Annotated in this window: 23 protein-coding genes; 4 read left to right on the top strand and 19 right to left on the bottom strand. The window is 47.7% G+C overall.

Annotation, left to right across the window (positions count from 1 at the left end):
* Window positions 1-7: 7 nt before the first annotated feature.
* The 3 genes from L7E55_RS12825 to L7E55_RS12815 all read right to left on the bottom strand — a co-directional run bounded on the left by L7E55_RS12825 (window position 8) and on the right by L7E55_RS12815 (window position 1,279).
* A complete protein-coding gene (locus L7E55_RS12825) occupies window positions 8-394 on the bottom strand; it encodes a S1 RNA-binding domain-containing protein (protein ID WP_277444673.1) in 387 nt (128 codons plus the stop codon).
* A gap of 226 nt (window positions 395-620) precedes the next feature.
* Entirely contained in the window at window positions 621-1,034 is a 414-nt protein-coding gene (locus tag L7E55_RS12820; protein ID WP_277444672.1) for an FtsB family cell division protein, read from the bottom strand.
* Complete coding sequence (locus L7E55_RS12815; RefSeq protein ID WP_277444671.1) at window positions 1,031-1,279, bottom strand: helix-turn-helix transcriptional regulator; 249 nt, start codon at window positions 1,277-1,279, stop codon at window positions 1,031-1,033. Before L7E55_RS12815 ends, L7E55_RS12820 begins: the two co-directional genes overlap by 4 nt.
* A gap of 268 nt (window positions 1,280-1,547) precedes the next feature.
* Here L7E55_RS12815 and spoIIR point away from each other — a divergent pair, with 268 nt between their 5' ends.
* Window positions 1,548-2,249, top strand: a complete 702-nt coding sequence (gene spoIIR / locus L7E55_RS12810) for a stage II sporulation protein R (protein WP_277444669.1) — start codon at window positions 1,548-1,550, stop codon at window positions 2,247-2,249.
* Between the two features lie 69 nt (window positions 2,250-2,318).
* On the opposite strand, the gene yabQ is transcribed toward spoIIR, so the two are convergent.
* The 9 genes from yabQ to L7E55_RS12765 form a co-directional block, all read right to left on the bottom strand.
* Window positions 2,319-2,876 (bottom strand): spore cortex biosynthesis protein YabQ, encoded by a 558-nt coding sequence (gene yabQ / locus L7E55_RS12805; protein WP_277444668.1) that lies wholly within the window; start codon window positions 2,874-2,876, stop codon window positions 2,319-2,321.
* A 143-nt stretch (window positions 2,877-3,019) separates the two neighbouring features.
* Window positions 3,020-3,292, bottom strand: coding sequence for a sporulation protein YabP (gene yabP, locus L7E55_RS12800; protein ID WP_277444667.1), 273 nt, complete (start codon window positions 3,290-3,292; stop codon window positions 3,020-3,022).
* Between the two features lie 160 nt (window positions 3,293-3,452).
* Window positions 3,453-4,415 (bottom strand): SpoIID/LytB domain-containing protein, encoded by a 963-nt coding sequence (locus tag L7E55_RS12795; RefSeq protein ID WP_277444666.1) that lies wholly within the window; start codon window positions 4,413-4,415, stop codon window positions 3,453-3,455.
* A gap of 48 nt (window positions 4,416-4,463) precedes the next feature.
* A complete protein-coding gene (locus L7E55_RS12790) occupies window positions 4,464-6,113 on the bottom strand; it encodes a DHA2 family efflux MFS transporter permease subunit (protein WP_277444708.1) in 1,650 nt (549 codons plus the stop codon).
* Window positions 6,114-6,136: 23 nt separating this feature from the next.
* On the bottom strand, window positions 6,137-6,799 hold the full coding sequence (locus L7E55_RS12785) for an HlyD family secretion protein (protein WP_420852047.1): 663 nt from the start codon (window positions 6,797-6,799) through the stop codon (window positions 6,137-6,139).
* 61 nt (window positions 6,800-6,860) lie between these two features.
* Window positions 6,861-7,304, bottom strand: a complete 444-nt coding sequence (locus tag L7E55_RS12780; RefSeq protein ID WP_277444664.1) for a MarR family winged helix-turn-helix transcriptional regulator — start codon at window positions 7,302-7,304, stop codon at window positions 6,861-6,863.
* A 213-nt stretch (window positions 7,305-7,517) separates the two neighbouring features.
* The gene (locus L7E55_RS12775) at window positions 7,518-8,894 is read right to left on the bottom strand and encodes a phosphomannomutase/phosphoglucomutase (RefSeq protein ID WP_277444662.1); all 1,377 of its coding nucleotides are present in this window, start codon (window positions 8,892-8,894) and stop codon (window positions 7,518-7,520) included.
* A 214-nt stretch (window positions 8,895-9,108) separates the two neighbouring features.
* The gene (gene galE, locus L7E55_RS12770; protein WP_277444661.1) at window positions 9,109-10,095 is read right to left on the bottom strand and encodes a UDP-glucose 4-epimerase GalE; all 987 of its coding nucleotides are present in this window, start codon (window positions 10,093-10,095) and stop codon (window positions 9,109-9,111) included.
* Window positions 10,096-10,196: 101 nt separating this feature from the next.
* Complete coding sequence (locus tag L7E55_RS12765) at window positions 10,197-10,379, bottom strand: hypothetical protein (protein WP_277444660.1); 183 nt, start codon at window positions 10,377-10,379, stop codon at window positions 10,197-10,199.
* Window positions 10,380-10,703: 324 nt separating this feature from the next.
* Here L7E55_RS12765 and L7E55_RS12760 point away from each other — a divergent pair, with 324 nt between their 5' ends.
* From L7E55_RS12760 to L7E55_RS12750, 3 genes are all read left to right on the top strand, one after another.
* The gene (locus L7E55_RS12760) at window positions 10,704-12,014 is read left to right on the top strand and encodes a BaiN/RdsA family NAD(P)/FAD-dependent oxidoreductase (RefSeq protein WP_277444659.1); all 1,311 of its coding nucleotides are present in this window, start codon (window positions 10,704-10,706) and stop codon (window positions 12,012-12,014) included.
* Between the two features lie 101 nt (window positions 12,015-12,115).
* Window positions 12,116-13,291 carry a THUMP domain-containing class I SAM-dependent RNA methyltransferase gene (locus L7E55_RS12755; RefSeq protein ID WP_277444658.1) on the top strand — a complete coding sequence of 392 codons (1,176 nt, stop codon included), beginning with the start codon at window positions 12,116-12,118 and terminating at the stop codon, window positions 13,289-13,291.
* Window positions 13,292-13,313: 22 nt separating this feature from the next.
* Complete coding sequence (locus L7E55_RS12750; RefSeq protein WP_277444657.1) at window positions 13,314-14,234, top strand: radical SAM protein; 921 nt, start codon at window positions 13,314-13,316, stop codon at window positions 14,232-14,234.
* 518 nt (window positions 14,235-14,752) lie between these two features.
* On the opposite strand, the gene L7E55_RS12745 is transcribed toward L7E55_RS12750, so the two are convergent.
* The 7 genes from L7E55_RS12745 to L7E55_RS12715 form a co-directional block, all read right to left on the bottom strand.
* Window positions 14,753-15,010, bottom strand: coding sequence for a hypothetical protein (locus tag L7E55_RS12745; RefSeq protein ID WP_277444656.1), 258 nt, complete (start codon window positions 15,008-15,010; stop codon window positions 14,753-14,755).
* A 10-nt stretch (window positions 15,011-15,020) separates the two neighbouring features.
* Window positions 15,021-15,566: a hypothetical protein gene (locus L7E55_RS12740; protein WP_277444655.1), complete on the bottom strand. Its 546-nt coding sequence runs from the start codon at window positions 15,564-15,566 to the stop codon at window positions 15,021-15,023.
* A gap of 341 nt (window positions 15,567-15,907) precedes the next feature.
* Complete coding sequence (locus L7E55_RS12735; protein ID WP_277444654.1) at window positions 15,908-16,318, bottom strand: transposase; 411 nt, start codon at window positions 16,316-16,318, stop codon at window positions 15,908-15,910.
* Window positions 16,315-17,103, bottom strand: a complete 789-nt coding sequence (locus L7E55_RS12730; RefSeq protein WP_277444707.1) for a transposase — start codon at window positions 17,101-17,103, stop codon at window positions 16,315-16,317. The genes L7E55_RS12735 and L7E55_RS12730 overlap by 4 nt, the downstream gene beginning before the upstream one ends.
* The gene (locus L7E55_RS12725; RefSeq protein WP_277444653.1) at window positions 17,037-17,360 is read right to left on the bottom strand and encodes a hypothetical protein; all 324 of its coding nucleotides are present in this window, start codon (window positions 17,358-17,360) and stop codon (window positions 17,037-17,039) included. The genes L7E55_RS12730 and L7E55_RS12725 overlap by 67 nt, the downstream gene beginning before the upstream one ends.
* 433 nt (window positions 17,361-17,793) lie before the next feature.
* Window positions 17,794-17,979, bottom strand: coding sequence for a LytTR family transcriptional regulator DNA-binding domain-containing protein (locus L7E55_RS12720; RefSeq protein WP_277444706.1), 186 nt, complete (start codon window positions 17,977-17,979; stop codon window positions 17,794-17,796).
* A 28-nt stretch (window positions 17,980-18,007) separates the two neighbouring features.
* Window positions 18,008-18,208 (bottom strand): hypothetical protein (locus L7E55_RS12715; protein WP_277444652.1); only part of this gene is annotated, 201 nt, incomplete at its 5' end.

Here is an 18,208-nt window from a genome sequence, read left to right as displayed (position 1 = left end):
AAAACCCTTATTCCATCTTCCGGGAGGAGCCGCGCCCTCCTCTTTTGGACTCGTTGCTCCGTTTCAAAACCTGTTGCCGCTCTTCACTTTCTTTAAGGAACTTAGCCAATTTATCTTCAAAAGAAGCCTGTATCTTCTTCTTTTGCATACGATTCGCTGAAGGGTTTGCTTTTTTTATTGAAAGACCTACTTTGCCTTTTGGATCCACTGAAATTACTTTTACCATTACTTTATCGCTTGTTTTTAAAAAATCATTTACATCCTTCACATAAACCTCGGCTATTTCCGAGATATGCACCAGTCCTGTTTCACCCCCGGGCAATTCGATGAACGCGCCGAAATTGGTTATTCCGGTTACAACGCCTTCTACGACGCTCCCCAGTTCAATCGGCATAATAAACAAAATTCCTCCTTAAATCACCAAAAACGATCCCAAAAACCTATTGTAATTATATGCGAACTAAATAAAGAGTGTCAAGAAGCACCTGTGTTTTTCTGTGTTTGTTCTGTGTTTTTCAAGAATTAAACTGCCAAAAACACCTTAACAACTAAACGCAAACCAATCGACATTTGCGAAAATAGTTGTTATGCAATAACAAACATAGCACTACCGGCTGCACCTAATCAGCCAAGGCCCCATTATTAACAGGAGACTGAATCTTTTTTAGCTCGGTTCCCTCGGGAACAGGAACCACTCTGGTTTCACCTGCCTTAATCAACCCGAGTTTCTCACGGGCTGTTTTTTCAATAAAGGAATCACTTTGAACATGTTGCAATTCATTGCGCAGATCTTCATTTTTTTGTTTCAGTTCCTGCACTTGCTGTTCAATATTGCCCACATCCCTCTGCATGGAGGCAAGGGAGCTAAACTGGCTGCCAAAGGTAAACGCCAAGTACACTAACAGCAACATAACTACCAGAGTAGGAAGCTTACTCCGGGATAATTTGAAAGTTATCTGTTTTTTGACACGTTCAGCCTGTCTTTCTGGAACTGAAACATACATATCCTGTTCTTTTCTAGCTAATTGATTCAAACTTCTTTCCCCCCTTCAGCCTCGTTTTCATCGTCAACTCCGAATAAACCCAGATTACTGCCGGGAATTATTATTACTACCTCGTAGCCCTTGGTTCTCGCACGATTAAATAGAGTATTCACTGTACTGGCGCTTAAGCCCAGTTGTTTGGCAATCCGGTTTGTAGAGTAACCCATTTCCTTTAGCGCGACTACCTGACGCTCCCGGAAACTGAGTCTCTCCACCCCCCTGATTTCAATTTTCATAACTACCGCCCCAGCAACTTTTCAACCTGATTGTCCACATATTATGTACAAACTAACTACATATTTTCTACACTAATAATGATACTCCTGCAAGTCAATGAAAAATTTTCATAGTTTGCTGAATTATCAACCGTTACACGATTAAATAACCATAAAATGGCAATCATATTGTTAGACCTATGTCTGACAAGCAACCAACTAACAATAAATATCGGCGTGAACTAATCTCAATTGCAACAATTACGGACACGAAATGGGGTAAATCTCTTTGAACAGCAAGTATAAATTCATACCGTTAGTCCTTACAACTCTGACAGTATTACTCTTCGCATGCACCTGGAATAATAAAACTCAGGATACAACATATCCGTCCGATCAATTAATCCGTTTGCATATTGTGGCAAACAGTGACTGTGTTGTTGACCAGGAACTCAAAAGAAAAGTGCGCGACGAAATAATCCGGTATATTTCACCGGAATTCCTTGAAGCTGGCAATATCTTTACAGCCAGGGAAATCGCCGCGGCCAACCTTGGCAAAATCAAAGAAATCGCTGCCAGGGAAATCAATGCTGAAGGGAAAGATTATTCTGTAGATGTAAAACTTGACAACTTTACTTTCCCGACAAAACACTACGGTCCTTTTGTGCTCCCGGCCGGTGACTATGAGTCGGTACAGGTTGTTATCGGTTCAGGCGGCGGAGCCAATTGGTGGTGCGTTCTCTTTCCACCCCTTTGTTTTGTGGATATGCCCAAAGGAACGACAGTGGATCTGCCGGAAAGCTATAATTCAGCTTCATCATTAACGGCGCCAAACAGCTCTCTCACGGAAGAATTTACAAACGCCGGCGCCGTATCGGAAAATTTTGCGACGCAAGAACCCGGCAGTAATGCGTTAACCGACGAAATTCATACGAAGGTGGAATTTCGCTTCAGGATATTGGATTTGTTTAATAAGTTTATTAATTCCTAGTCAGGTAATAAAATTTTCTCATGAACATAATATTAATTGCCGATTTTGAGGATGGCAATGTCGAGGGGACTAGTCATCTTTTCTTTTTTTCCAAAAAGCCAGGGCGGATAGTTTCGCTTTTAATCTGATAATTCCTCTCTCCACGCGTTTCCCCAGAAGGTTATAGAATATCCCTTTGAGCCGGCTGCCGGTTTTGTTAAAAATCACCCGCAAAAGATTTAACGGGTAAGACAATATAAGAAACAGCAAGCGGACAGGGAAAATAATAATTTTCCAAAAAAACAATGCTATTCTGACTATTAATTTCCAGATTTCGTAAAGCAGGTAAAATTTAAACCTGACCAACCGGCGCATAACTACGCTAAGGGATTGAAAATAAAGCAAGGCCCCCAGACCCAAACCAATAAAAACATATAAACGAACAACCCCCCAATTTCCCAAAATGAGCAAGGTAAAAACCAAGGTGGTAGTAAAAAGCCAAAAAATAATATCTCCCAGGCAGGTGCCTACTTTTTTCAGCTTAAATACTCCCCTGACCACCAGATAATAATCGTAACAAAAACCGGCTATCGCCCCGATAACCAAAGTTGCCGCAAAAGCATATATCTGGTTGACTAGCGGTTCCATGACAAAACTCCCCCCACTTATCTTAGGACTCACCCACTCCTCGATAAAGCAAAATAAAAAAAGCGTAATTTCCCAAGCAACGAAGAAAAGCGCCCCAGGCGCTTTTTTCTAGCGGGTTAAGAGAGACTATTTTGGCACAGAATTTATTTTAATATTCTACCCAGAAATCTTTTCCCTTTGCCTTTTCCCTTGCCTTCCACATACTGAAGTGAAGCAAAAAACCCTTCCGCTTCAATGGAGCCGGTTTCCAGATTGAGTTGGGTAATATGCATCCCGTCACCCTTCAAAATCACCATGCCCATGTTGGTTTCCAAGATTATCTCCGACTCGTTGAAGCTGTCAACGTGCTGGACGCCTTCCATGGTCAATTGTTTGCGTCCATTTATTGCCACACTGTGGCCAGCCTGTTCGCTCATTTCCATCATTCCTTAATTAATCATCGTGCTTATAGGTCTCATTTCCTTTAAAGCCGCCCTCTTTCGGCCAGGCAGCTTGCAAAGTGACGGAGAAACCTAATTCAATCATATGCTGTGTCAATTCATTTATACCAAAAAAAGAAGGCGTTTTGCCTTCTTCTTACTTCCACTGTTTTTGAATATCTATGTCTTTAAAATAAGATTTTACAATATCTTCAGGGGACTTGCCCTGTTCCGCCATCAACCTGGCCCCCCACTGGCACATGCCGACTCCATGTCCGAAGCCCTTCCCCGCGAGAACCAGTTCACCGCCTTCCACCCGGATGTCCGAGAGCAGCATCGACCGTACTTTTTCGCTGCCCAAGGCCAGTCTCAGAGCGGGCCCGCCAACTGTCTCGCTGCCTATTTTGAGCCGCTCCGCCCGTCCGGAAGGTCCCTTTTGCGCTATCGAAGCCGAGGTTACAGGTCCGGGGTCCTTGCCGGTTGTCTTCTTCACCGCCGCCGCGACTTGACTGACGGGGATTCTGACCTCCCAGGACTTGTTTTTAGGTTCCGTGATGGACAGGCAACCGTCCTGGAACCCTCCCTTCACGTAAGGAGTAGGTTCCTTTGTGTAAGCCAGCCCTTCTTCCGCGGTGGACGAGATTCCGCCGTCACAAGCAGAAAACCAAGCATGGATAAAGTTGCCGCCGGAAGTTACCACTTCGCCCCTGGTGCGCTCTACCGCCTGGCGGACATTATCGTTAATCTTAGACGGGTCGTAAGCCTGAAACTCTTCCACACTGGTGGAGGCGTCTGTGCCATGCATCTGCTTAACCCGGCCTTCTTTAATATTTTCCATGGTAAAAGTGCGGGCCAGTATCGCTTGGGCGGCGAGGGCGTTAACCGGCCACTTGGTGTCCATCTCCGCCGCAACCACTCCTTGGACATAATCTTCCAGCTTAATGTTTTTTCGCTCGCCGGTCTTGTTGTCAAAAAGAGAAATAGTCGGCTCGTCACCCTGCGGTACTTGTGAAACCTGATTGGGCGCCGGTTTGGGCGCCGGCCCGGCAGCACAACCCGCGGCTAGTACAGCAGTAATAAGCAGAAGCAGGGACATTCTGGTTACAGGTTGCCGGAACATATTAACCCCTCCGCTTTTTTCTTTTATTTTGAGCGAAGGGGAAGCAATTTATGTACCGGAAGGCGGGGGACCTTGCGGCGCCATGTGGGCGTATCTCTTGTATTCCGTTAATCTGGTGGCTTCGACACGTTTTTTGCTAAGTGAAAAAACTAGTGGTATTCCCAGGCAGATAATTAATGAGCTGACGATAAAAGCGTCGGCAATTCCGGATATATAAGCCTCCCGGCGCACTATGGAATACAAGACGGCAATAGCGCCCGCTTCACCCGACCCAGTCTGCGCCAGCAAATTCTGAATCTGCCGGAGCGCCCCCACGGCTGCCGGGGAAAACCAGTTCAATGCGTCCCCCAACCAGGCAACGTGGTATTGCTGGCGTTGCAGCATAACGTATGTGAGAAAAGCAATGCCGAAAGAAGCAGATACCTGTCTGATCAAATTACTAAGCGCGGAAGCCCTGGCAATCAAAAAATGCGGAATAGTGTTCATACCTGCCGTAGTCAACGGCATCATACACAATCCCAATCCTAACGACCTTTCCACCAAAAGCCATTGCATCTGCCGGAAACTGATATCATAGGTTATCGTGTGCAGGTGATATGTTGTGATCGCGGCGATGGTCAAGCCTATCAGGCATAACGGGGTAGCCCCGAGTTTGTCGAATAACCGCCCGCTGATAGGCATCATCACTCCCATAACCAAGGCCATGGGCATCATCATCAATCCGGTTTGCATCGGTGTATACCCCTGAATACTCTGGGCAAAAAGCGGTATCATAAAAATCGCGGAAAACATGCCTACAGTAACGATGCTCAAGCAAACCAAGCTGATCGCAAATGTCGTATTTTTTAAGAGTCTGATATCTACCAATGGCTCCGGCGTGTTCAGTTCCCATATAATAAATAGTATTGCCGTAAACCCGGAAAAGATAAACAAGTCGACAATATAAAGCGAAGTCCACCCTTTGTCCTGTCCTTCGCTGAGCGCCAGCAGCAAGGCGAAACAAGCAGCCGCGCTTAAAACAATGCCTGGAATATCCGGCTTCAGGTCTGTTCTCCTGGGGGTCTCATGTAATAACGCCACAGCCAGGAAAGTAGCCCCCAGACCAACCGGTATATTAATTGTAAATATCCACTGCCAGCTAAAGTGGTCGACCAGATAGCCGCCGAGAGTCGGCCCGATGGACGGCGCCGCCATGGCGGCGATGCCCCAGATCCCCAGGGCCATGCCTATTTTTTCCCTCGGCACGATCAGGTAAATCATGGACATGCTCACCGGCATAATCATGCCGCCACCGACCGCCTGGATCACCCTTGCCGCGACCAAAGAATTGTTGCTCCAGGCCAATCCGCAAATTAAGGAACCGGCCGTAAATGAGACCAGGGAAAATATGTACATGCTTTTCATTCCGAAGCGGTCGCCCAGATACCCTGTTACCGGCACAACGACACCCGATGCCAGCAGGTAGGCGGTCATCACCCACTGCACCTCGTCCGCCGTCACCCCGAAAATGGACATCATTTTCGGCAGGGCCACATTGACAATACTGCCGTCAAGAATGGCCATAAACCCGCCAACAACCAGAGTAAGCAAGGCAGCCAAAGGGAATTTCCCTGAAACCGTTTCTCCTGTCCCCGGTGGTCCGCCGCCCGGTCCGTTTTTCCCGGCAGCGGCAGTTTGCATCTGAGACGGTGGGTTCATATCACTTTCCACTGCCGCTCACCTCATTTAACGTGGATTCTGACTATGGCGTTCATGCCCGGCAGCAATCTTTGGCCTTGGTTGTTCTTAATGCTTATTTTAACCGGCACCCTTTGCACTACCTTAGTAAAACTGCCGCTGGTGTTCTGGGCGGGCAGCAGGGAAAAAGTAGAAGCAGTGGCCTCCCCCAGTGAGTAAACCTCTCCGTAAAAATTTATGCCCGGGATACTGTCGACGGTAAAGTCCACCTTTTGGCCCAATTTTACTTTATATAAGTCGGTTTCTTCCACGTTCGCAGTGATGTAAAGATCACTCAGGTCCGCCATCATCACCACTGCCGAGCCCGGCGTTCCCACCTCGCCGACATTGCCGACCTTCTTCAAAATAGTCCCTTTTATCGGCGCCTTGATTACAGTTAAATCCACACTAGTGGCTGTCGGCAGAGAAATATCGTCCTGTCTGGCAATAATGTCCCCCGCCCGCACCGTATCACCTTCACCAACGTTTATCTCAATCAACCTTGACGTAACTTGGGGACTGACTTTCACTATCGTTCCCGTCACACTCGCGTCTTCAGTATCCACATAATGCGCGTTCTTGTACCAGTAATAGCCCGATACTGCCGCGAGTGTAACTACCATAGCCACCAGCACACCAATAAATAGGCCCTTCTTCTTCACCTTCATCTCCCCTAAAAACAGAATACATAATTGCTCCGCGCAAACGGCACTGATACCAGACTTGCTATTAGCCTTCCGCCCTCATTAAGGCCAAGACTTTTTCGTATATCTGAACGAGATGTTTAACATCTTCTTCCGGCAACTTGCTCAAGTATTTCTCGACCACCTTTGAGCGGGCCTTCCGGCAGGTCGAAACAGTATTTTCCCCTTCTGCGGTTAACGTAAGCAACACCAGACGACGGTCTTGTTCATCACGGCACCTGTCCACCAGGCCTGCTTTATGCAGCCGGTCAGCCAGGGCGGTAATGGCGCTCAATGAAACATTCAGTCCCTCGGCAACTTCAGAAACAGTGACCCTTCCCTTTTCATTGAGCTTTTTTAACACGACAAACTGGCTCATTGTTATGCCGTTAACCATATTTTGAGCCAGTTCCGCATGCAAACGCCGGGCTATGTGTTGAAAGACTTCATCCAGGCGCTCCAGATAAAGGTTTAGTTTTTCAGAATCCATATTCACTCCCTCGTTTAAATAGTTAATATTTTGAATGATTCATGAATTAAAGTATATCTCTCATTTTTTACCGTTGTCAAGGATTAACTTCAAATATAACAAGAACAAATTCGTCATTGGCCGGCCTTTGGTATGCAATGCGGCTAAACACAAAAAAAAGCCGTCTTTCACAGATCGGCTTTTCTTTCTTGTCATTTAATAAAATAAATGTTTCTAATAATCCCACTCAAAGTGCTCAACTTGCGGAAATTTCTCCAGCGCCGCCTGCATAATCGAACAGATCCGCTGCAGGCCTTCTTTCGATTTCGCCTCGCAACGGGCCACTAAAACCGGCTGAGTATTGGATGCGCGCACCAATCCCCATCCGTCGCCGAACAACACCCGTACGCCGTCGACGTCAATCACTTCATATTCCTTTCTGAACTGCTCCACCAACCCCCGCACCACCTCGAACTTATCTTGATCAGGGCAGGGAACCCTGGTTTCCGCCGTGGAATAATATTTTGGCAAGCCCGCCAGCATTTGCGAAAGCTTTTCATCTGAATGGGATAAAATTCTTAATAACCGCCCGGCGGCATAAAAAGCGTCGTCGAAACCATAATACTCATCGGCAAAAAACATATGCCCGGACATCTCACCGGTAAAAACAGACCCGACTTCTTTCATTTTCGCCTTAATCAAAGAGTGTCCCGTTTTATAGAAGAAAGGTTTTCCGCCCAACCGGATAACCTCGTCCACCAGAGCCTGGGAGCATTTTACCTCGATGATTGCTTGCGCCCCGGGATGTTTAGCCATTATTTCCCGCCAGTAAAGACACATTAGCATGTCTCCCCAGATAATCCCCCCGGACCCGTCCACAACCCCGATCCTGTCCGCGTCACCGTCAAAGGCAACTCCCAGGTCCGCCCCCTGCTCTGTCACAGCTTTTCTTAGATCAGCCAAATTCGCCGTCTTGACAGGGTCGGGCTGGTGGTTCGGAAAAGCTCCGTCAGACGTGCAATACAAAGGGACCACCTCACAGCCCCAGTTGTGCAAAACCTGTTCGGCAAACAAAGCGGCCGTTCCGTTGCCGCAATCCACCGCTACTTTTAGCTTGCGCGGTCCAAGATGTATTTTTTCCTTCAGCATGGCCAGATAAGGCAGCACCCCGTCCCGCTTCTCCAGTTTGCCCGAACCTGTAATAAAATCCTTTTCGTCCATCAGACTTTGCAGCTTTTGGATATCCGCGCCATATATGGTACCACTGCCTAGAGCAAGTTTGAACCCGTTTTCATCGGGCGGATTATGACTCCCGGTAATCATTACCCCGCCATCAATCTCGTAATGAACCCTGGCGTAGTATAGCATCGGTGTGACTACCAGGCCAATGTCGATTACATCACAGCCGGTAGATAGCAGCCCGTTAATTATAGCGTTGCGCAACCGCTCGGAGCTGAGACGGTTGTCCCTGCCCACTAAAACCTTGTTGGTGCCGGATCTCCTGACATATGTGCCGAAGGCTTTTCCCAGCAACTCAACAGTATCGTCTGTAAGATCACGCCCGGCTACTCCCCGGACATCATATTGACGAAAAATCTGCGGGTTGATCATAGCCTCCACTAACCCCCTCTAATCATAGTTAGTAATAATTATAACACGCATGCTCTTTCTTATCCATTTTTTAACTTTTGCACATTACTTACTTTATATATGCTAGTTCCATTAGAACCATTCATATCTATTCTAAAATAACCAGCCGGAAGCAGTAAAAATAACAGCCAATAAATATTTTACCAACTGTCAAGTACACTGTAGGGTTAATAGCTTATTTTTCATATCCCCCGGGATGATTGCTGTGCCAACGCCAGGCTGTCTCGATAATTTCACGCAAGCCGGGGAAAGCTGGCCTCCAGCCCAATTCATCCTTGATTCTTTCCGAACCCGCCACCAGCACCGCCGGGTCACCCGCCCGCCGCGCCGCGTATTTTACAGGAATAGAGCTGCCTGTTACAGCTTTAGCAGTTTCGATTACCTCCAGGACAGAGTAACCGTTGCCATTGCCCAGATTGTAAATATTTGAACCAGCCCCCCCCGCCATTGCCTCCAAGGCCAGAATATGAGCATCCGCCAGATCGTTGACGTGAATATAGTCCCTGACACAGGTGCCGTCCGGAGTGGGATAATCGTCCCCAAATATTTCAAGCTGCGGTATCAACCCAAGAGCCGCCTTCATCACCAGGGGAATCAAATGGGTTTCGGGTTCGTGATCCTCTCCGATATCTCCGGCCGGGTCGGCTCCCGCTGCGTTAAAATAACGCAGGGAAGTGTAGCGCAAGCCGTAGGCCTCCCCGTACCAGCGCATCGCGCCTTCCAAAGCCAGCTTGGTCGCCCCGTAAGGATTTAAAGGGGTCGCCGGGTGGTTTTCCGTTATAGGCACTTCAATAGGCTCACCGTAGACCGCCGCGGTTGAAGAAAACACAAAGTAGCGCACTCCGGCTTCAACAGCGGCATCCAGCAGCGTCAAACCGTTCACCACGTTGTTACGGTAGTAATCAGACGGCAGGCGAACAGACTCGCCAACCAGGCTGCTGGCGGCAAAGTGCATTACCGCTTCAATATTACACCCGGTAAGAAGACGTTTCAACAATTGTCTGTCGGATGTATCCCCCCGCACTAACTCTATCTCTTTGACGGCTGCCGGATGCCCTTTGGATAGGTTATCCAGCACCACCACCCGGTGTTTTTTATTGACAAGCGCACGGACGGTGTGGCTGCCGATATAACCGGCGCCACCCGTTACCAGAATATTCATTGCTCCACCTCTCTCACGATTGTCAACTGAGCTGGCAACCGCGTTTCTTAAACAGATTATATCTTAAATTTGTTTCCGGAGCATGTCCGGCAAGGAGCAAATCATTCGTCGGTTTCCTGGTTGTATAACGGTAAACCGGTCATAGTGGACAAACTTTTTGCGCTTTCAACCGCTTCCTCCCTCGTGGCGGCAGTAGCCATCACCGGACCGTCCTGCTCCGTGGAAATGGCAACGCGCTGCTGACCGTCAGATGTTATGACGAGAATAATATACCATTCAGACATATGTCTTACCACCTTCCTCGTTTTATTGATAGCTGTCGGCAACAGGTATAGTTCGGCATGGCTGAAACAATCTCCTTTCCACATACAGCAACTTTTTGTTCCTCACTATTGTTCCTCACTATTATTATCAAATGGGCAATAAATTTTACTAAGCTTGGAGCATCCTTAGCCATTAGGCAATTTTGCTTGTGTTTTTTTGTTTTATAGATTAAAATCCCGTTAAAAGAATGCTCAGTTTTGCTATCGTAATTCCCGGCCTCTTACCTGTAAATGCATTATCTTTGCAAACATTCATACGAATCTGATTATAATGAGGAGCAGTAAATGGGCAGACAAGAAAACAACCCGGACACGTCAGACGTTCTGGTGGTCGGCGGTGGCCCGGCAGGCATGTTTGCAGCCGCGGCCGCCGTAATATCGGGAGCGAAAGTGACTTTACTGGAAAAAAATGAGCGTCTGGGACGCAAAATGAGCATCACCGGAGGCGGGCGGGGCAATTTGACCAATACTGCTTCACTGAATGATTTTATTAATAATGTTCCGGGAAACGGGAGATATCTGTTCAGCGCTTTATCCCGCTTCTCCAGCGCGGACTGCAGAAAATTTTTAAAAGAACTGGGCGTGCCTACAAAAGAAGAGGAATGCGGCCGGGTTTTTCCGGTTAACGAACAAGCCGGTAAAGTGGTCGACGCCCTGGAGGAATATTTGACGGTCTCAGGCGTGCGGTTAATCTATCTGGTCAGGGCAGCTGAATTATTACTGGCAAACCGCCGCTGTCAGGGAGTAATTGCCGCCGGGCGGCGCATATTTGCCGGTAAAACGGCTGTTATCGCCACCGGCGGGGCTTCTTATCCGCAAACCGGCTCAACGGGAGACGGTTACGCGCTCGCGAGACAAGCCGGCCACCAGGTTACCCCGCGTCATCCCGGCCTGGTGCCGCTATGCCTTGCCGAACAGCATCTATGCAGACAGCTGCAGGGATTGTCCATAACAAACCCCTTGCTTACTCTAACTACTGCTGAAGGCAAAACAATCGCCATTGAGCGGGGTGATGTTGTTTTTACCCACTTTGGCATTTCCGGACCGGCCGCGCTCAGGTTAAGCCGGGTGGTTTCCAAACAAAAAACTGCCGCCGGTGTCTGTGATCTATGCCTGCTGATGGATGTTTTACCGGAAATGAGCGAGGAAAGCTTGGCCGACTTGCTGCTTTCCATGGCTTCTGAACAGCCGCAAAAAGCTATAATCAACATTATTAAACAATTGCTGCCCGGCCGTCTCGCGGCCATATGCGCCAGAATGCTCCAGGTGAGCGAACACCAAAAGTCCGGTGAAACAAGCAAAGGAGCCTGGCGTGAAGCCGCCCGGCTGTTTAAAAATCTGCCCTTCACCATAACGGGAACACGGCCGCTTGCCGAAGCGATGGTCACCGCCGGCGGGGTTAGCGTGCGGGAGCTTGACCCCCGCACCATGGCTTCGCGCCTGGTTGACGGCCTGTATTTCGCCGGCGAAGTGATCGACGTGGACGCGTACACCGGCGGGTTTAACATGCAAATAGCTTTCTCCACCGGTTGGGTAGCCGGGCTGTCGGCAGCGGAAAAAGCAGGCTTTCCGGCAGCAACATATAAACAAGAGTAAATATAAAACATACTTATATAAGTTAGCTCAGTATGGCGTAGCACTTACCTTCATACGGCGACAACTTTATAATCAAGATGACAAGCAGGTGATTATCGAGTATGGCCGAAGTTGAATTAATCGCCACCACCGCTTTTGGCCTGGAAGCGGTGGTGGCGCGGGAAATCCGTGCGTTGGGCTATGAGCGGACCGTTGTGGAAAACGGCAGAGTGACCTTCAAGGCCGATGAGAGCGCTATCTGCCGGGCTAACCTGTGGCTGCGCAGCGCGGACCGGGTACTTGTCAAAATAGGCGAGTTCCAGGTTTTTTCGTTTGATGAACTCTTTGAAAAAACCAAGGCCTTGCCCTGGCCGGACTGGATTCCTGAAAACGCCGTCTTTCCCGTGCAGGGCAAGTCGATAAATTCCAAGCTGTTCAGCGTTCCCGACTGCCAGGCCATCGTCAAGAAAGCGGTGGTTGAAAAAATGAAGCAGCGGTACCGCAGGCAGTGGTTTGAAGAAACCGGCCCCCGGTATACCATCGAAGTAGCTCTATTGAAAGACGTGGCCACCCTGACGATTGACACCAGCGGCGCGGGCCTGCACAAGCGCGGCTACCGTAAATTGACGGGAGCCGCCCCACTCAAGGAGACTCTGGCCGCCGCCATGATTAGCTTAAGCCGCTGGAAACCTGAGCGCGTCCTGATTGACCCCATGTGCGGCTCGGGCACTATCCCCATAGAAGCGGCGCTAATCGGCCTGAACCGGGCGCCGGGCTTGAAACGGGAGTTTGACGCTGAAAAATGGCCGGTTGTGCCTGCCCAGCTATGGCGGGAAGCGCGTCAGGAAGCGGAAGATGTAATCCACCGCCGACGGCAATTAATTATCCGGGGAACAGACATCGACAAAGATGTTTTAAGTCTAGCCCGGTATCATGCCCGCCTCGCGGGAGTGGAAGACCAGATCCATTGGCAGCAGTCCCCGGTGGCCGAATTGAGAGCACGGCAGAAATACGGGTACATTATCTGCAACCCTCCTTACGGGCAGCGTTTGGAAGACCTGCCGGCCGTCAGCCGCCTCTACCGGGAAATGGGACAGGTTTTCAAAGCCTTGGATACCTGGTCATTCTATGTATTGACCGCTCACCACGAATTCGAGAAGCTATTCGGCAGACGGGCCGATAAAAAGCGCAAGCTGTACAACGGACGGATCCAGTGCGACTACTACCAGTTTTTCGGCCCCCGGCCGCCGCGCCGGGATTCCATAACTGCTCCGGAACCAGTCGCGGAACCGGATTAATAGGAAAGGAGCACTATAAGAGATGGCCGAAACAGCCATGGCGGCATTACGCCGGTGCGAACTTTGCCCGCGCCGGTGCATGGCGGACCGGCTGCGCGGCGAAACCGGCTTTTGCGGCGCGGGGGCTGCCGCCACAGTCGCCCTAGCCGCGCAGCACCACGGGGAAGAACCGTGCATCAGCGGCAGCCGCGGCTCAGGCACAGTCTTTTTTTCCCGCTGCAACCTGCGCTGTGTCTACTGCCAGAACCACGAGATCAGTTGGGGAGACACCGGAAAAGACCTGTCGGCAACCGAATTGGCTGAAGTATTTTTGCAGCGCCAAACCGCCGGGGCGCACAATCTGAACCTGGTCTCCCCCACCCCGTACATACCGGTTATTGCCGCCGCCCTGCGCCAGGCGAAAAACCAGGGTCTGAAAATACCTGTCGTGTATAACTCCAACGCCTACGAAAACGTGGCGGCACTGCGACTGCTGGATGGGCTGGTGGACATCTACCTGCCCGACCTGAAATACTTCACGGAGGAAGCAGCCTCCCGCTACAGCGGGGTAAAAAACTACTTCGCAGTCGCCGCAGCCGTCGTTTTGGAGATGCACCGTCAGGTGGGAAACCTGACTTTCAGCGAAGAAGGCTTAGCCGTACGAGGTCTACTGATCCGCCATCTGGTCCTGCCCGGCCAGCGCGACGCTGCTTGCCGCATACTGGAATGGATACACTCCAATTTGCCTGCCGAAACTTTTGTCAGTATCATGAGCCAATACGTGCCGCTCTGGCAAGCCCGCCGGCATCCGGAAATCAACCGCCGTCTTTCTCCGGTAGAGTATCAAGCCGTACTGGAATATTTCGATAAAGCCGGACTGCAAAACGGCTACATGCAAGATTTAGCAGCGGCAACGGAGGAATATGTCCCTCGTTTCGACCTCAGTGGCCTTAGCAGGTATTGATTAGATAATGAATGCGGCCACAAGGCCCAAGACATGCCGCATAGCTTTGTGTAATGCATAAAGTAGCCTTATTATTGATTACTTCATTGAAGGAGATGCACTCAAAGACGAAATTTCTAATACAAAGGAATATGAGGAGATACCACCGCATTCTATTGAGAAAAAAAAGCCGTTAAGTAAGAATGATATAAAAAGTTATAAATCATATTTGTAATTTACCTTTTAAAATTTATTGGTTTTTACTCAAGCTATTGTTAAGGCTCAATAGTCAGGTATTAGCTGATTATTGAGCCTTTTTACGCGAAAAAATTCCGAATTGTTACTTTTGTTTAGATTCGCACTCATATTATGTCGGTGCATTTTGTGGCATACAAGTTTTGGACATTTTCGGCACGGAGACCTAGATTCCTATCAAATAGAGTCTTAGCGAAATACTGATGGACATAGAGGATTTACACTGGCAAAGTCAAATAGCGCGAATGGCGGCACTTGATTCAGCCCTTTTCTTTAGGTGATTTTTACTTCTTTCCATCAAACCCTTCCCAGAATTTCTCAATGATAAATATTCCCCATCCATAAGCGAATATCAATATTCCACTTACCTCGAATGGTTCTTTGTTAATGTAAGTACTTAATTTTGGGGCTACCCAAAGAATAACGCCTACTGCTAACAAATCCACAATCCTCTTTTTGTTTTTCTGTGAAGTATATGCTTGATAAAAATAGTAAACTAACGCTATAAATAGCAACAATCCTATAATAATGCTAAAATCCATCAGTCACCTCTTAATTGGACAAACTCATACTATAGAAATAGATTTTTCGCTGTACCCCTCCTATTTCCTTTTCGTAGAAATCGCTAAATGTTGCGGAGGCTAGAGCACTTGAATTAGTTTCCGTCTCAAATGTGAACGCGTATCTATGCCCACCTTGTAAGTAAAATTGTTCCGCTTCTTCAACGCATTGATTATTGTAATACCCGGCACCGGGGTTAAAAATAGTTCTTGTTACGGTTTGACCAGTAGTGGTGTCAGTAACTTTAACTCTTACCGCTAATGAACTACCGCTAATAATACGTCCTGTAACATAAAACTTAGTTAATACAGAATAGTTCCCTGTCGTAGAGGGTGTGTAGTAATTCCATCCCCAAGCTTTTGCCCAATAGGCACCATATAGTTCCGCTCTCGAACCATTTCTGATATCATCGGAGGCCGCCCAAGAAGAACCACTCCAACCTACACCGGAACCACCTTTTGATTTGTCATTATTAGGTAAATAATACCACCATACTAATCCTGAAGCAGGTGTTGCTAAACTTTTGTCCTTATTCAATTCAAAGCCTGGGGAAATTTTATTGCTATCTTCTGACGTTTTCGCCCCTTGGATTATTTTTTCTATAGCTTTTTGATCCGCTTCTGCTTTTTGTTGTTCAGCGATTGCTTTGTTTTCGTTAAACTTTTTAATTGCTTCGTCCGAAGCTAATGGCTGTTCAGCCGCTTTCTGCTGCTGAAGCTCGACATCCCAGGTACTAAGATTACTTTCACTAGACGGGTTAGCATAAGCTATTGTTGCTGCTAGTATAATTAGTAAACAGAGGGTAGTTAGAGTTGCAAGAAATCTTTTCAGATTTATTCCTCCTAAATTTATAAAGTTATTAATCTAATTAACATGAGTTATGCAGTTGCAGGTAAATAGCACCAATTCCACAACCAGAAAAATGGATGTGGGGGCCAAAATTTTTCGATGAACCTTGAAAACCGATCGCCAGTTGTGTCAAAATAGACTTGGATTTGTTGCTCATGAGAGCAAATCCGATGACTGGCGTTGAATAAGCATCTAACCATTTCGCAGTGGGAAAGGGCTTCTTCGGCGCCTTCTTTATTGCATTCCCATTTTGCGTAGCATAGAAGGGTTTCTGCGGTAAAAAGCAGTTCCATGTGAGCAAAATGCGAAGCTTCCGACCGCGAATGGCAATTTGTGAGTCCCGGTTCCTGTTTGGCAGTGCGGTAAAACACTTCAATCCGCCAGCGTTTAACGTAAGCCGCTGCCACTTCTTCCGGCGCGTCATGCCGGTTGCTGATCAACAGGTAGGCATCCGGCAGGCAGCACTTTCATCATCCTCTTGAAGAATCCCGTCCACGGTGACCGGCTCTTTCCGGTACGTAGACGCAACCGCTGCAATCGGGACATACCGCCACCGTCTCACCGGCTCGCCTTTACGGTTGGTGGTTTCATAGGAAAGCTTGATGTAGACATCAGGAATGCTGATTATTCCACCCTTTTCGAGTTTGCAGAGCTTTGCATAAATGCTGCGGAGCAGTTCTTTCGGGTTGACCTTCTTATATTGCTCTTTCCGGGATACCGGATCGAAGTATTTGCAATACAAAACGGTGTTTTTCCCGGCCTTGGTCACCCAGTCGAAGTTGTGTTCGGCCAGCCAGTTGAAGAAATTCTTGCATATAAACCAGCGGTCCATAGCTACCCATAGCCGTTCACGCCAGGTACTGCGGAGATCCAGGAGCATTTTCCGTGCCAATTCCAGCTTGGTTTGTTTGTCATTCCGGCTTTCGGTTTTACGCCAAAATCGCCAGAAGAGAGGGTATTCCAAACCGTTTTTCAAAACGGCATAGGTGGAAATCAAGTTCATACACCAGACATGATTCCGGGTAGAACTATCAAATAGCCAGCATAGGAAGGGAAGTTTTTTCCCAAACGGGTGGGCCACTTTGGTGTCATCCAAAGCAATCACATCCCCTTCGGATAACCGGGATTCCGGGCGTTCCTGAAGCCTTTGGACACGGCCTACCGCAAACTGGAGCCACTCAAAGGGTTTCGGAAAAAACGGCTGAAAGCAGACTGGCTGATGGATTCACCTTTTAACAAAACCTTCAGAATGGGAGAATCCGAGGTAAAATCTGCATTCTGGTTTACCGAAGGCTTTTGAGCAATCAAGCCACAAATATAGGCAAAAGACATCAACCAACCGGAAATACCGGAATGCTTGACAATACCCGTCTGCAAAAAGAGCAGCGAGAGGTCAAATTTCTCCCAAAGACTCTTCAGAAGTGGAATACCGCCACCAGGACCATGTTGTTTGTTTTCAAAGGCCGGTTTTTGCAAGTTCATCTTTTGTATCACCCGTATCGATAATGTAATGGCAAAAAATACCATCCATTTCGATTATTGGGCGATTTTGAAAATGTCAAGAGATTTTAGAGATTTTCTAAAAATTTTTTTGGCACTAATTTACTGCAAGTGCATAACTACTGTAATTAATTAAAATATATGATGTAAGAGTAAATGTGTATGATAGTTGCAGCTTTCATGATTTGCTTTACAAAGATTTAACTAATATTGGCCCACTGGAATCACCCCCGCGTATAGATTTTCGCCACCCATATTTTGGTGATAATAATTTAGCATTTATAAAAGAACTTGTCTATGGATTATGTCTATAAACCGCATTTTCATGTCTATCTTCGTATATTCGTTGTCTAAAATTGCATAAGACTTGATACCGATTCAAAAAAAGGGTTCGTTTAAAAACCCTTGAAAATGTTTATAAGACTTTGGAATTTGTCATGTTTTCTAATATTTTAGCATTTTCCCAAGTCAGAAGCGGTCTTTTATCTGTATTAGCCATAACAAGTTCAAAGCTACTTCTACCACAAGGTATGATTTTTTTAACCATCTTTAAGTTTACTATAAACCCTTTGCGACTCCTGAAAAAAGGGTACCCTCCCAGTTGTTTTACATTTAGGACATTTGTCCGGCTAAAAAACTCTTGGTATTACAGAATATCTTGATTTTTCGGCATCCCCACCTTTCATCCACACTAACATTTCGTGATGGGGACTTGCCGGTGTAGGCGGGATGTAAGGAGCCCGTAGGGCGACTGAAATCCCGCCTACACCGCGCGGCGCGCGGCCGGGGGCCGTCGTCTCCCCTCGACGGATACAACGTTTTTTAGGAAT

This window comes from Pelotomaculum isophthalicicum JI (assembly GCF_029478095.1).
GTDB lineage: Bacteria > Bacillota > Desulfotomaculia > Desulfotomaculales > Pelotomaculaceae > Pelotomaculum_D > Pelotomaculum_D isophthalicicum.
Note: the sequence above shows the minus strand (reverse complement) of the source record. Positions and strands in the feature narration are given on the sequence as shown.

Coding starts and splice junctions, on each gene's coding strand:
- L7E55_RS12745 (WP_277444656.1), bottom strand. CDS start 15,010: ATGGATTTTAGCATTATTATAGGATTGTTGCTATTTATAGCGTTAGTT.
- L7E55_RS12795 (WP_277444666.1), bottom strand. CDS start 4,415: ATGTTCCGGCAACCTGTAACCAGAATGTCCCTGCTTCTGCTTATTACT.
- L7E55_RS12760 (WP_277444659.1), top strand. CDS start 10,704: ATGGGCAGACAAGAAAACAACCCGGACACGTCAGACGTTCTGGTGGTC.
- L7E55_RS12825 (WP_277444673.1), bottom strand. CDS start 394: ATGCCGATTGAACTGGGGAGCGTCGTAGAAGGCGTTGTAACCGGAATA.
- L7E55_RS12790 (WP_277444708.1), bottom strand. CDS start 6,113: ATGAACCCACCGTCTCAGATGCAAACTGCCGCTGCCGGGAAAAACGGA.
- L7E55_RS12780 (WP_277444664.1), bottom strand. CDS start 7,304: ATGGATTCTGAAAAACTAAACCTTTATCTGGAGCGCCTGGATGAAGTC.
- yabP (WP_277444667.1), bottom strand. CDS start 3,292: ATGAGCGAACAGGCTGGCCACAGTGTGGCAATAAATGGACGCAAACAA.
- L7E55_RS12750 (WP_277444657.1), top strand. CDS start 13,314: ATGGCCGAAACAGCCATGGCGGCATTACGCCGGTGCGAACTTTGCCCG.
- L7E55_RS12785 (WP_420852047.1), bottom strand. CDS start 6,799: ATGAAGGTGAAGAAGAAGGGCCTATTTATTGGTGTGCTGGTGGCTATG.
- galE (WP_277444661.1), bottom strand. CDS start 10,095: ATGAATATTCTGGTAACGGGTGGCGCCGGTTATATCGGCAGCCACACC.
- L7E55_RS12755 (WP_277444658.1), top strand. CDS start 12,116: ATGGCCGAAGTTGAATTAATCGCCACCACCGCTTTTGGCCTGGAAGCG.
- L7E55_RS12765 (WP_277444660.1), bottom strand. CDS start 10,379: ATGTCTGAATGGTATATTATTCTCGTCATAACATCTGACGGTCAGCAG.
- L7E55_RS12775 (WP_277444662.1), bottom strand. CDS start 8,894: ATGATCAACCCGCAGATTTTTCGTCAATATGATGTCCGGGGAGTAGCC.
- yabQ (WP_277444668.1), bottom strand. CDS start 2,876: ATGGAACCGCTAGTCAACCAGATATATGCTTTTGCGGCAACTTTGGTT.
- L7E55_RS12725 (WP_277444653.1), bottom strand. CDS start 17,360: ATGAACTTGCAAAAACCGGCCTTTGAAAACAAACAACATGGTCCTGGT.
- L7E55_RS12815 (WP_277444671.1), bottom strand. CDS start 1,279: ATGAAAATTGAAATCAGGGGGGTGGAGAGACTCAGTTTCCGGGAGCGT.